Here is a 13,076-nt window from a genome sequence, read left to right as displayed (position 1 = left end):
GCAGCAGGCTGGGTCGGCAGTCATACCGAATGGTCGTTCTCGCCTATGGGCTGTGATCGGCGTTACAGTGGTCCACGGAGCGGAGGAACGCAAAATATGGCACGTGAACAGGCTGTGCCCGGCAACCCGTGGGTGGCGGTCAGGCCAGGCGATGACGTCGCGTTACTCGCGCGGCGACTTTCGTCTGCCCATCAGTCGTTCATCGATGCCCGCGGCGTGCCCGGCCAGGGGCTGACCGACGACTCCCATGTCCGCTCGGTCGTACTCGAGTCCTGGATGCGTAGCCGCAACAAGGGGGTAAATCCCGATGTGGTCGGCAACCCTGAGATGCTCGAAGGGTTGGAGCTCGAAAAATATCGCTCCGCGCATCCCATGTCACTGATCCGTCCGGTGATTCGGAAACTCCTGGTGGAAGATGCTGCCGAGACCGGACTACTGATCGCGATCAGTGACGCACACGGTCGATTGCTCTGGGTGGAGGGTGACAACTCGGCCAAGGACAAGGCGTTGTCCATGAACTTCGTCGAAGGCGCCGATTGGAGCGAAGATCGTGTCGGCACCAATGCGCCGGGAACGGCGCTTGCTCTCGATCACTCCGTACAGATTTTCGGATCCGAGCATTTCAACCGAACCGTGCACGACTGGAGTTGTTCGGCCGCACCCGTCCACGATCCCACCACTGGGCAAATCCTTGGTGCCATCGACATCACCGGTGGTCCCAGGGTTGCGGTTCCCGAAGTGCTGTCACTGATCCGTGCAACTGTCGCGGCCGCCGAATCGGAATTGCGATTCCATCTCTTGAACTCGCCCATCCCACTCAGTGCCACGGCTCCGTGCCTCGAAACATTCGGTGCCGGCCGGCCGACGCTGGTTCGCGGCGGTGACCGCATCCCGATTTCGCAGCGTCACGCCGAGATTCTCCTTCTGCTTTCCGAACACCCGGAGGGTCTCAGCTCCGACCACCTTGCGGTCCTGCTCGACGAGGGCGAACTCGACGCAGTGACCATTCGCGCGGAAATGTCGCGGCTTCGTAAGGTTTTCGGTGCCGACCGGCTGGCTTCGCGCCCCTATCGGATCATCACGGAGTTCACGACAGATGTCGGCGAGGTGCGGGCAGCGTTGGATCGAGGCGACGCAGCGACGGCGATGAAACTGTATTCGGGCCCGGTGCTGGCGGGCTCGGCGTCTCCCGGCATCGAAGAGGTGCGGGAAGAACTACGCACCAGGGTCCAGGCAGCTCTGCTGCGTGGAGGTGACGCCAACCTTCTGGCCCGGTGGACCACGTCGGTGCACGGCCGCGAAGACTCAGTCGTGTGGGAGGCCTACCTGTCCACGTTGGATCCTCAATCTCCGCTGTATTCGCAGGTCCAGGCAAGAATTGATCTCCTCGACCGCCAGTTGGGCATCTGAGAATCATCTGCGTTTCTCGCACGCAACGTACTTGCAACGTTGCAACTCCTAGTGTTGTGAATCACACCCCACCGGGGGTGGGATTGCAGTCACCGATTTGGTGGGTGCGCCCAGGAAGATCACGTTTACATAGGAGCTTGCAATGACCGTGTACGCCCGCCCAGGTACCGCCGACGCGATCATGTCCTTCCAGTCTCGATACGACAACTGGATCGGCAACGAATGGGTTGCTCCGGTCAAGGGTCAGTACTTCGAGAACCCGACACCGGTGACCGGACAGAATTTCTGTGATGTGGCTCGTTCCACCGCAGAAGACATCGAACTCGCTCTCGACGCAGCGCACGCAGCAGCTCCGGCCTGGGGCAAGACCTCGGTCGCCGAGCGCGCGATCATCTTGAACAAGATCGCTGATCGTATGGAGGAGAACCTCGAATCCATCGCACTCGCCGAGTCGTGGGACAACGGCAAGCCGATCCGCGAGACCCTCAACGCCGACATTCCGCTCGCCATCGATCACTTCCGATACTTCGCGGGAGCTATTCGCGCACAGGAAGGTTCGCTCTCGGAGATCAACTCCGACACCGTGGCGTACCACTTCCACGAGCCGCTCGGCGTAGTCGGCCAGATCATTCCGTGGAACTTCCCGATCCTCATGGCCGTGTGGAAGCTTGCCCCCGCCCTCGCTGCCGGCAATGCCATCGTGCTCAAGCCTGCCGAGCAGACGCCAGTCTCGATCCTGCACCTCATCGGCATCATCGGTGACCTGCTGCCTGCCGGTGTTCTCAACATCGTCAACGGCTTCGGCGTCGAGGCCGGAAAGCCGCTCGCGTCCAGCCCGCGTATCAAGAAGATCGCGTTCACCGGTGAGACCACCACCGGTCGCCTGATCATGCAGTACGCGTCGCAGAACCTTATCCCCGTCACCCTCGAACTCGGTGGCAAGAGCCCCAACATCTTCTTCTCCGACGTTCTCGCCTCAAACGACGACTACCAGGACAAGGCACTCGAGGGCTTCACGATGTTCGCCCTCAACCAGGGCGAGGTCTGCACCTGCCCGTCACGTTCGCTGATCCAGGAAGACATCTTCGACGAGTTCCTCGCGATGGCAGCCATCCGCACCAAGGCTGTGCGCCAAGGGGATCCGCTCGACACCGACACCATGATCGGTGCCCAGGCCAGCAACGATCAGCTCGAGAAGATCCTCTCGTACATCGAGATCGGCAAGGCCGAAGGCGCCAAGGTCATCACCGGTGGTGAGCGAGCCGAACTCGGCGGAGACCTGTCCGGCGGCTACTACGTCCAGCCGACGGTGTTCACCGGCAACAACAAGATGCGCATCTTCCAGGAAGAGATCTTCGGACCCGTCGTCTCGGTCACCTCGTTCAAGGACTACGACGAGGCCATCGAAATCGCCAACGACACGCTCTACGGTTTGGGCGCCGGTGTCTGGTCCCGCGACGGCGGAGTTGCTTACCGCGCAGGCCGCGACATCCAAGCCGGTCGCGTCTGGACCAACACGTACCACCAGTACCCGGCACACGCCGCTTTCGGTGGATACAAGCAGTCCGGCATCGGCCGCGAGAACCACCTGATGATGCTCTCGCACTACCAGCAGACCAAGAACCTCCTGGTCAGCTACGCCCAGAAGGCTCAGGGCTTCTTCTGATCTACCCACCGGCACCCGTGAGCCCCTCGCTGCGGGTGCCGGTGAGCAAGACTGCAACACGCGAAACCTGCACAAACACACGGAGGTTGGAATGAGCGCCACGGACACACCCGATACCGGCGCCGTTCCACCCCGGTTGGTGACCACCGCTGGGGCGGCTGACCTCCTGCGCCGCCTCAGCGGGACTCACGGCGAACTGATGATGCATCAATCCGGCGGATGCTGCGACGGCTCGGCCCCGATGTGTTATCCCTCAGGCGAATTCATCGTCGGGGACCGTGACGTACTACTCGGAATCGTCGATCTCCGACTTGCTGTCGGAGAGACTCCCGAAGACCTTCCCACCGGAACCGACGCTGTACAGGTCTGGATTTCCGGATCACAGTTCGAAGCCTGGAAGCACACCCAGTTGGTACTGGACGTCGTGCCCGGCCGCGGCAGTGGATTCAGCCTGGAGTCTCCTGAAGGATTCAGATTCCTCAGTCGAGCAAGGGCATTCACACCGGACGAAAACGAAGCACTCGGCGCGTCGAGCATTCTCGTGGGCGCTGATTGGGAAGCGGGCGTGCGTCCTTTGCCCCCGACGGTTCCCCAGGTGGTCGCCGAGGCCGTCGACGCCTGCCCGGTGCCGGGCGCGGCCGCCCGATCCTGAGAACGGCAGCCTGAAGAAGATCTGAACAGACTCGGGGCCGCTCACATGACAGCCAGTTAACAGCACGGTCATCTCCAGGCGACCTTCTCCGTACATCGCCCACATACCGTTCATTTCACGCGACGCATCCACCGTGCGTCGTCTCATTCTTGACCGATTCAGAGGATGGACATGTCTCTTTCCGACCACGCAACCGGCAAAAACGCCGGTGCCGCGGGTGCACACCACGACGGCGCAGACTTCCATGCGGAAGACAATTCGTATCTGGAGAAACGAACACTCCGAAAGGGAACAGCAGGGTGGGTGCTGCTTGCGGGGTTGGGTGTCAGCTATGTGATTTCCGGTGACTACGCCGGCTGGAACAACGGTCTGGCCGAAGGTGGTTTCGGTGGCCTTCTCATCGCGGCGGTTGTCATCGCGGGTATGTACCTGGCGATGGTGCTCGGTATGGCCGAGATGTCGTCGGCACTTCCTGCCGCTGGTGGTGGATACACGTTTGCCAGACGGGCCATGGGGCCCTGGGGCGGATTTGCCACCGGCACAGCAATTCTCATCGAGTACTCGATAGCACCCGCAGCGATCGCGACCTTCATCGGTGCGTACGTCGAGTCCCTGAACCTGTTCGGGATCACCGACGGCTGGTGGGTGTACCTCGCGGTGTACGCGATCTTCATCGGCATTCACCTCACCGGCGCCGGTGAGGCACTCAAGGCGATGTTCATCATCACCGCCATTGCACTCGTCGGCCTGGTCGTGTTCGCGGTTTCGGCTGTCGGCCTTTTCGATTCGTCCAACCTCACCGATATCGCCGTCGACACCAGCGCAGTCGGATCGTCGTCGTTCCTGCCATTCGGTCTGCTCGGAATCTGGGCCGCCGTGCCCTTCGCGATCTGGTTCTTCCTTGCGGTCGAAGGTGTACCGCTGGCCGCCGAGGAAGCACGTGAGCCGGAGAAGAACGTCCCCCGCGGCATCATCATCAGCATGTTGATCCTGATCGTCACAGGCGCAACGGTTCTCTTCCTCGCCACCGGTGCGCTCGGCGCAGACGCCCTGTCCACCTCCGGAAATCCGCTCGTCGAGGCTCTGGGGGACAGCGGAGCGGCAAAGGCCGTCAACTACATCGGACTTGCCGGTCTGGTCGCGAGCTTCTTCTCGATCATGTACGCCTACTCACGTCAGACGTTTGCGCTCTCCCGCGCCGGCTACCTGCCGAAGAACCTGTCGGTGACCAACAAGCGCAAGGCCCCCACTCTCGCGCTCGTCGTACCCGGAATCATCGGCTTCGCGCTCTCACTCACCGGTGAAGGTGCAATGTTGCTCAACATGGCGGTGTTCGGCGCGGCAGTAAGCTACGTCCTGATGATGGTGAGTCACATCGTTCTTCGTAAGCGTGAGCCGAACATGCCGCGCCCGTACCGCACGCCCGGCGGTATCGCCACCACCTCGTTTGCGCTCGTGATCGCGGCAGTGTCGGTGGTGGCCACCTTCCTGGTCGATCCCGTTGCGGCATTGCTGACGTTGGTTGCCTTCGGAGTTCTGATGGCGTACTTCGGTCTCTACAGTCGTCACCACCTTGTTGCCAACTCGCCGGACGAGGAGTTTGCTGTACTTGCACAGGCGGAAGAAGAATTGGGATGAGTCGCGGGATGGCCAAGTATCACCAGCAGGTATCCGGAACCAACTACTCGTTCGACGGTCTCGTCGATCTGATGGCAAAAGCGACACCACTGCGGTCGGGTGACGAACTAGCCGGTTGCGCGGCAAGCTCCGACGCCGAACGTGCTGCTGCTCAATGGGTTCTGGCTGATCTTCCGTTGACGGTGTTCCTCGAAGATCTGTTGGTTCCGTACGAGGACGACGAGGTAACCAGGCTCATCATCGACAGCCACGATCGCCTGGCCTTTGCGCCGGTGGCGCACCTGACTGTCGGCGGACTACGAGACTGGTTGCTCGAGACCGCGTCGGCGCCGGAAGCTTCCGCACGGTTGTCCGCCGTAAGTCCCGGGCTCACCCCCGAGATGGTTGCGGCGGTCAGCAAGATCATGCGCAATCAGGACCTGATCGCCGTCGCGAAGGCCATCACCGTGACCGCGGGGTTCCGTACGACCATCGGACTGCCCGGCCGGCTGAGCACCCGACTCCAGCCAAACCACCCGACAGACGATCCACGCGGCATCGCGGCGGCCACATTGGACGGTCTCCTGATGGGATGTGGCGACGCCGTCATCGGTATCAACCCCGCGACGGACTCACCCCAGGCCACCTCGGATCTGCTCCACCTGCTCGACGACATCCGTCAGCGATTCGAGATCCCGACTCAGTCGTGCGTGCTCTCGCACGTGACCACCACGATCGGACTGATCGAATCGGGGGTGCCGGTCGATCTTGTCTTCCAATCGATTGCCGGTACCGAAGGCGCCAATTCCGGTTTCGGAGTGAACATTCCGCTCCTGCGTGAGGGCAACGAGGCCGGGCGCTCCTTGAACCGCGGAACGGTCGGCAACAACGTCATGTACCTGGAGACGGGGCAGGGGTCCGCCCTCAGCTCAGGTGCCCACTACGGCACCGGCGGAGCCCCGGTCGATCAGCAGACACTCGAGACCAGGGCATACGCAGTGGCACGTGATCTCGAACCGCTGCTGGTCAACACCGTGGTCGGCTTCATCGGTCCCGAGTATCTCTACGACGGCAAGCAGATCATTCGCGCGGGCTTGGAGGATCACTTCTGCGGAAAACTCCTCGGGCTGCCGATGGGAGTGGACGTCTGCTACACCAACCACGCCGAAGCCGATCAAGACGACATGGACAACCTGCTCACCTTGCTGGGCGTCGCCGGCGCGGCGTTCGTGATCGCGGTGCCCGGCGCCGACGACGTGATGCTCGGCTATCAAAGTCTGGCGTTCCACGACGCGCTGTATGTGCGTAAGGTTCTCGGTTTGCAGCCCGCCCCGGAGTTCGAGACCTGGCTCCACAACTTGGGGATGACCGACGCAAACGGTCGGGTTCTTCCGATCGATGCCGAAATGTCGCCGTTGCGGGCTTTGACGGTGAACTCATGACCGAAGATCAGGCACCGATCCTCGATTTCTGGGGTCCACTGCGCAAGACCACACAATCGCGTATCGGGCTGGGGCGTGCCGGAGATTCGTTGCCCACCAAGCGGGTTCTCGAATTCAAGGCAGCTCACGCCGCAGCCCGCGACGCGGTCCACGAGCCACTCGACTCCGAGACGCTTGCCAGTCGGGTCGAAGGGGTGGGCATCGGGGCGCCGGTGGTGGTCGCGAGCAGCGTCTCCACCCGCAGTGAGTATCTCCGGAGACCCGACCTGGGGCGCCAACCGGCTGACCTGGGTGCGATCTCGAGTTCCGACAAGGAAATCGGGTTCATCCTCGCCGACGGACTCTCGCCGCGAGCACTGATGGACCACGGCGAGCAATTACTGTCTGCGTTGGTCACGGTGTTGGGGGAGCGGTACTCGATCGCGCCGCCGGTGATCGCCACGAATGCCCGTGTGGCACTGGGTGATCACATCGCCGCCGCGATGGGAGTGCAGACGGCGATCGTCCTGATCGGCGAACGTCCAGGGCTCTCCGTTGCGGACAGCGTCGGGATCTATCTGACTCATCTTCCGCGCGTCGGTCGTACCGACGCGGATCGAAACTGCATTTCCAATGTCCACCCACCCGAGGGACTCGGATACGAGCAGGCTGCTCGTGTCGTCCTGGGATTGGTGACGGGAGCGCGCCAGTTGGGCCGCTCCGGCGTCGACCTCAAGGACACCTCTCGCGCCGACGCCGTTGCGTCGGGAGAAGTGCTGACGCTCGATTAATTGACAACTGCACGGCATACCCGGGTCGATCGACCCGGGTATGCCGTCGTACCCGAATCACGACGAAAACGAGGGAATCGATGTTCCGTTCGCTGCATTCCCGCGCCCTGTGTGCGTTGGCGGTAGGTAGTGTCCTGTTGAGTGCAACTGCATGTAGTTCGGCCGAGAGTGCCCCGAAAGAAGATGTGGCGCAAAGGGGTTCATCCTGTTCTGCGTTGGATCCCAGTCTTGCGTGGTACGGCGACAACCGTGTGACGTTGGATGCCATGATGACGGAGTTCGGAACGTGTGGAGCTGCAGGTGATGTCGATGACGGAGCTCCGTTGGCGCTCTTCGACTGGGACAACACAGTTGTCAAGAACGACATCGGAAGCGCCACCGCATTCTGGATGATCAAGAACAACAAGGTGTTACAGCCTGCCGGAGGGGACTGGGCAACCACCAGCCGCTTCATGACGCCAGCCGGCGCTGCCGCACTTTCCGCCGCGTGCGGCTCCGAGACCGCGCCGGGGCAACCGTTGGCAACCAGCACCGACTTGGACTGCGCGGACGAGATCGTTGCGGTACTCGAAGAGAAGACTCGCGACGGGCAGGCCGCATTCGACGGTTACGATCACCGCCGGACAAAAGCCGCATACGCGTGGGCCGTGCAGTTGATGGCAGGGCACACCGAGGACGAGATCACCGAGTACGCTCGCGCAGCCCGTGCCGAGAATCTCGCTGCTGCAGAAGGATCCGATCAGACCGTCGGTACGACGGAAGTCGACGGCTCGGTGCGGTACTACGCGCAAATCGAAGATTTGGTGAAATCCCTCGGCGCTCATGGATTCGACGTGCGGATCATCTCCGCGTCGGCCGAACCGGTCGTTCGAGTCTGGGCGGAACAGCTGGGATTGGACGCCGATCACGTGATGGGAGTTCGGCCCATCGTCGAGGGCGGGGTTCTCACCGGGCGCCTGCGTGGGTGTGGTGGCGTTGCGGACGGCGACGACTCTGTCATTCCGTACATCGACGGCAAGCGGTGCCAGGTCAACGAGGTTGTCTACGGGGTTCAAGGGCCTACGGCGTTCGAGCAGTTGGCCGCCGATCGACGTCAGGTATTTGCTGCCGGTGATTCTGTCACCGACGTGACGTTCCTCGGAGATGCGACCGGTGCGCGCCTGGTGATCAACCGCAACAATCCCGAACTGATGTGCAATGCCTACGACAACAGTGACGGGAAATGGCTGGTCAACCCCATGTTCATCGAACCGAAGTCCCGGGCGGACGCTCCCTATCGCTGCTCGACCGATGCTTACACCGACGCGGCCGGGGCAAAAGGTGCCGTGACTCGCGCAGACGGCAGCGTGATCCCCGATCAGGCCGATACCGTCGCGTGACGGTCGACTTGTCGCGGTGACTTCACAACGATCGATCGGGGTGTGATCTGATTCTGTCGAGCCCTTTGTCGGGCTGCGGAAACCCACGGGTGTCCGCTGTGATGCTGGAGCCGCAGAGGCGGCACGTGAGTAGGAGAAATCGATGGCCTTCGCTGGCAATGTGGACGAGTTGGCACTGCTCCAAGCAGTACGTCTCAAGGAGCGGGTCGGAGCGGTCGTCCTGGCCGAGCACCTGGGCGTCAGCTCGGCTTCCGGTCAAGCTGCGTACGACGCACTTGTCGCGCAGGGCAAAGCGGTCGAAGCGGAAAACGCCATCAGCCTGACCGAGAAAGGTTTGGCAGAACTCGAAGATCAGTTGGACGCCGAGCGCGTCTCGATCGACGAGGACTCCATCGGTGAGGTGTACGAGGCGTTCCTTCCCTTGGACGAGGAGTTCGCCGCGCTCATCGACGACGCAGATGCGGATTCCCTTGCAGAGCTGGATCGCCGGGCGGCAAACCTGTTCGACGATCTGTCGGCATTCGTTCCGCGGTTGTCTCGTTACCAGGATCTCTTCTCGGATGCTCTCGCGAAAGTGCAAGCGGGGGAGTCCAAGTGGATTTCCGAACCGATCATCGACTCCTACGCCACGGTGTGGGGCGAGATCCGTCAGGAACTGTTCGGGGCTGCCGGTAAGGCTTGATCCGTAGCGTTGCACCGTGACGCCGTTTCTCGAGGGCCGTCCGATTCGTGAGAGCGAATCGGACGGCCTGCGGCATGTCGAGGGTCGTGAAACTCGTTACCATTGCATACAAGTGGTGACCGAGATCACTCCTACCCCCTTTCGGGGGTAGTGCGGGGGTGAGCCACATCACTACCTTTCCTCCTATCGACGGTGATGCCCACAGGGCGACACCACGGGACCACGGAGGAATCGAGTGACCACAGTCTCTCCCACAGGCGGCACCAGTGCCGCCGGCGCCGGGGGTGCGAGTGCCGCAGGTGCGACGCAGCCCCCGCAGAACACCACCAGTGTGCGGCGCGTCGCAATCGCGAGTTGCATCGGCACGACTATCGAGTTCTACGACTTCTTCATCTACGGAACCGCTGCGGCACTTGTCTTTCCGACGGTGTTCTTCCCCGCGCTCGGTGCCACTGCGGGAACTGTCGCATCGTTTGCGACTTTCGCAGTCGCATTCATCGCCCGGCCCGTCGGCGCAATGTTGTTCGGACACTTCGGTGATCGCATCGGTCGCAAGAAGACGCTGATCTCGACGCTCCTGCTCATGGGTATCTCGACGCTCCTGATCGGCTTGCTGCCGGGTGCTGCAACCATCGGTGTCGCGGCCCCGATCATCTTGGTGCTCTTGCGATTCGGCCAAGGTTTCGCGGTCGGTGGTGAGTGGGCAGGCGCAACCTTGCTCACCGCGGAATACGCTCCGCCGGGCAAACGTGGTCTGTATGCGATGTTCCCGCAGCTCGGCCCTGCAATCGCCTTCGTTCTCTCGAGCAGTACCTTCCTCATTACCGGCGCAGTTCTCGGCGACACCAACCAGGCTTTCCTCGATTACGGCTGGCGTATCCCGTTCCTGTTCTCCATCGTGTTGGTCGGCATCGGCCTCTACATGCGACTCGCTATCGAGGAGACTCCCGTCTTCAAGGCGGAGCAGGCAGAGCGCGTCGCGGAGCAGAAGAACGAAGCACCGCGCACCCTTCCGTTCCTGGATGCTTGGCGGTTCCAGACCAAGGAGATCCTGCTCTCGGCAGGCGCCCTGGCTTGCCTGTTCGCGTTCTTCTACATGGGCACGGCTTTCCTGACGAGCTACGGAACAAAGACCCTCGGCTTCTCCCGTCCGTTCGTCCTGTCGGTCGGTATCGCTTCCGCGGTTGTCTTCGGTGCGGCGATCGTCGTTTCCGCTCTGTACTCGGACCGCATCGGGCGCCGCAAGGTCATCATGATCTCGTGTGGTCTGGCCGTCGTCTGGGCGCTGGTGCTGTTCCCGCTCCTCGACACGGGATCGCCGATCGCGTTCATCATCGGAATGTTCGGCACGCTCATGATCTTCGGAATCGCCTACGGCCCCTGCGGTGCGCTGCTTCCGGAAATGTTCCAGACCCGCTACCGCTACACCGGTGCCGGCCTCGGCTACAACCTCGCCGGAGTGCTCGGTGGGGCAGTGCCGCCGCTGATCGCCGCACCGCTGGCCTCGGCCTACGGGAGTATGGCCATCGGAGTCATGTTGGCAATCCTCGGTGTGGTGAGTCTGGTCTGCACCTGGGCGCTCGTCGAGACCAAGGACCACGCGCTGTAACCACTGTGCGCCTTTATTAACCGCCGGCGGTTAATAAAGGCGCACAGCAGGCGGGTGGGGTGTCCGGACTCTGAACAGTTACGGCCACCCCGCACCGGGAAGTATGTCGTGCATCACACCGAATCGAGTAAATTCGTAGATGAGAGGGTCCGCTGCGGCGGCCCCTCTCATAGGTGCCTGAACAGGTAACCGGAGAGGACAGAACACATGAGTACGCCGCTGCCCAGCTATACGTCCGGAGTATGGGACGGTCCGATGCTGGGCGACACCATCGGAGACAACCTCGATCGCACGGTTGCCGCACACGGCGACCGCGATGCGTTGATCGACCACGCCAGCGGTCGACGATGGACGTACCGGGAGTTCGCCGAGCAGGTGAACGGGCTCGCTGCCGGACTACTTTCCCGTGGTGTGGGGAAGGGCGATCGGGTAGGAATCTGGGCTCCCAACTGTCCGGAATGGACGTTCACGCAATACGCGACGGCAAAGATCGGCGCGATCCTGGTCAACATCAATCCGGCGTACCGCTCGCACGAGTTGCAGTACGTACTCGAGCAGGCCGGGATCTCGACGCTGGTGTCTGCGGCCAGCTTCAAGACCTCGGACTACGCGTCGATGATCGAGACGGTGCGGCCGCAGTGCCCGGATCTGACGTCGGTGCTCCTGCTCGGTTCACCCGAGTGGGACGCGGTGCTTGCAGACGGCTTGGCGGCGCAGGCAAGCGATCCGGCTCCGCTCGCCGCAGCCCAGGCCGCGTTGTCGGCCGACGACGCGATCAACATCCAATACACCTCGGGTACTACCGGTTTCCCGAAGGGCGCGACGCTCAGTCACCACAACATCCTCAACAACGGCTATTTCGTCGGCGAGTTGTGCCACTACAGCGAGGTCGATCGGGTGTGCATCCCGGTGCCGTTCTACCACTGCTTCGGCATGGTGATGGGCAACCTTGCGTGCACCAGTCATGGTGCTGCCATGGTCATTCCGGGTCCGGCTTTCGATCCGCGTGCTTCGCTCGAAGCCGTTCAGGCCGAAAAGTGCACGTCCCTCTACGGCGTTCCGACGATGTTCATCGCGGAGTTGGCGTTGCCGGACTTCGACAGCTTCGATCTGTCGTCCCTTCGCACCGGCATCATGGCGGGCTCGCCCTGCCCGGTCGAGGTGATGAAGCAGGTCATCGATCGCATGGGCATGTCGGAGGTGTCCATCTGCTACGGCATGACGGAGACCTCGCCGGTGTCGTTGCAGACCCGCTCGGACGATTCGATCGAGCAGCGCACCGAAACGGTCGGACGGGTAGGGCCGCATCTCGAGATCAAGATCGTTGATCCGGCAACCGGATTGACGGTGCCCCGTGGCGAGCCGGGTGAACTGTGCACGCGTGGTTACTCGGTCATGCTCGGATACTGGGAGAACCCGGAGAAGACCGCCGAGGCGATCGACGCTGCCCGGTGGATGCACACCGGAGACATCGGAGTCATGGACGAGGCCGGATACGTCGCCATCACGGGACGCATCAAGGACATGGTCATCCGCGGTGGCGAGAACGTCTATCCGCGTGAGATCGAGGAGTTTCTCTACACCCACCCCGACATTCTCGATGCGCAGGTCATCGGTGTACCCGACGCAAAGTACGGCGAGGAATTGATGGTGTGGGTCCAGATGCGCGAAGGTGCAGACGATCTCGACGCCGATTCGGTCCGCGCGTTCTGCACCGGCAAGCTCGCGCACTACAAGATTCCGCGGTACGTCCATGTCGTCGACGAGTTCCCGATGACAGTTACGGGCAAGGTCCGCAAGATCGCGATGCGAGAACAGGCGATCGAATTGATCGGTCAGGCCTGAGAGT

General features: G+C 62.1%; 10 protein-coding genes. All 10 read left to right on the top strand.

Annotated elements, in window-relative coordinates; genetic code table 11:
• Positions 1–96 precede the first annotated feature (96 nt).
• The 10 genes from G9U53_RS28075 to G9U53_RS28030 all read left to right on the top strand — a co-directional run bounded on the left by G9U53_RS28075 (position 97) and on the right by G9U53_RS28030 (position 13,072).
• The gene (locus G9U53_RS28075; RefSeq protein WP_165639662.1) at positions 97–1,410 is read left to right on the top strand and encodes a helix-turn-helix domain-containing protein; all 1,314 of its coding nucleotides are present in this window, start codon (positions 97–99) and stop codon (positions 1,408–1,410) included.
• A gap of 142 nt (positions 1,411–1,552) precedes the next feature.
• Positions 1,553–3,076: an aldehyde dehydrogenase gene (gene adh / locus G9U53_RS28070; protein ID WP_007730158.1), complete on the top strand. Its 1,524-nt coding sequence runs from the start codon at positions 1,553–1,555 to the stop codon at positions 3,074–3,076.
• A 91-nt stretch (positions 3,077–3,167) separates the two neighbouring features.
• On the top strand, positions 3,168–3,728 hold the full coding sequence (locus tag G9U53_RS28065; RefSeq protein ID WP_003942021.1) for a DUF779 domain-containing protein: 561 nt from the start codon (positions 3,168–3,170) through the stop codon (positions 3,726–3,728).
• 165 nt (positions 3,729–3,893) lie between these two features.
• Positions 3,894–5,366: an ethanolamine permease gene (eat, locus tag G9U53_RS28060; protein ID WP_003941913.1), complete on the top strand. Its 1,473-nt coding sequence runs from the start codon at positions 3,894–3,896 to the stop codon at positions 5,364–5,366.
• On the top strand, positions 5,363–6,787 hold the full coding sequence (locus G9U53_RS28055) for an ethanolamine ammonia-lyase subunit EutB (RefSeq protein WP_019744243.1): 1,425 nt from the start codon (positions 5,363–5,365) through the stop codon (positions 6,785–6,787). Before eat ends, G9U53_RS28055 begins: the two co-directional genes overlap by 4 nt.
• The gene (gene eutC, locus G9U53_RS28050; RefSeq protein WP_007730164.1) at positions 6,784–7,557 is read left to right on the top strand and encodes an ethanolamine ammonia-lyase subunit EutC; all 774 of its coding nucleotides are present in this window, start codon (positions 6,784–6,786) and stop codon (positions 7,555–7,557) included. The genes G9U53_RS28055 and eutC overlap by 4 nt, the downstream gene beginning before the upstream one ends.
• A 215-nt stretch (positions 7,558–7,772) precedes the next feature.
• Positions 7,773–8,936 (top strand): HAD-IB family phosphatase, encoded by a 1,164-nt coding sequence (locus tag G9U53_RS28045; protein WP_231915079.1) that lies wholly within the window; start codon positions 7,773–7,775, stop codon positions 8,934–8,936.
• A gap of 142 nt (positions 8,937–9,078) precedes the next feature.
• Positions 9,079–9,618, top strand: coding sequence for a hypothetical protein (locus tag G9U53_RS28040; RefSeq protein WP_007730168.1), 540 nt, complete (start codon positions 9,079–9,081; stop codon positions 9,616–9,618).
• A gap of 331 nt (positions 9,619–9,949) precedes the next feature.
• Entirely contained in the window at positions 9,950–11,227 is a 1,278-nt protein-coding gene (locus G9U53_RS28035) for an MFS transporter (protein ID WP_165639699.1), read from the top strand.
• Positions 11,228–11,434: 207 nt separating this feature from the next.
• Positions 11,435–13,072, top strand: a complete 1,638-nt coding sequence (locus G9U53_RS28030) for an AMP-binding protein (protein WP_003941942.1) — start codon at positions 11,435–11,437, stop codon at positions 13,070–13,072.
• Positions 13,073–13,076 lie beyond the last annotated feature (4 nt).

It is taken from the genome of Rhodococcus sp. D-46, assembly GCF_011290655.1.
In the GTDB taxonomy this organism is placed as follows: Bacteria; Actinomycetota; Actinomycetes; order Mycobacteriales; family Mycobacteriaceae; genus Rhodococcus_F; species Rhodococcus_F qingshengii.
Note: the sequence above shows the minus strand (reverse complement) of the source record. Positions and strands in the feature narration are given on the sequence as shown.

Coding starts and splice junctions, on each gene's coding strand:
- G9U53_RS28075 (WP_165639662.1), top strand. CDS start 97: ATGGCACGTGAACAGGCTGTGCCCGGCAACCCGTGGGTGGCGGTCAGG.
- adh (WP_007730158.1), top strand. CDS start 1,553: ATGACCGTGTACGCCCGCCCAGGTACCGCCGACGCGATCATGTCCTTC.
- G9U53_RS28065 (WP_003942021.1), top strand. CDS start 3,168: ATGAGCGCCACGGACACACCCGATACCGGCGCCGTTCCACCCCGGTTG.
- eat (WP_003941913.1), top strand. CDS start 3,894: ATGGACATGTCTCTTTCCGACCACGCAACCGGCAAAAACGCCGGTGCC.
- G9U53_RS28055 (WP_019744243.1), top strand. CDS start 5,363: ATGAGTCGCGGGATGGCCAAGTATCACCAGCAGGTATCCGGAACCAAC.
- eutC (WP_007730164.1), top strand. CDS start 6,784: ATGACCGAAGATCAGGCACCGATCCTCGATTTCTGGGGTCCACTGCGC.
- G9U53_RS28040 (WP_007730168.1), top strand. CDS start 9,079: ATGGCCTTCGCTGGCAATGTGGACGAGTTGGCACTGCTCCAAGCAGTA.
- G9U53_RS28030 (WP_003941942.1), top strand. CDS start 11,435: ATGAGTACGCCGCTGCCCAGCTATACGTCCGGAGTATGGGACGGTCCG.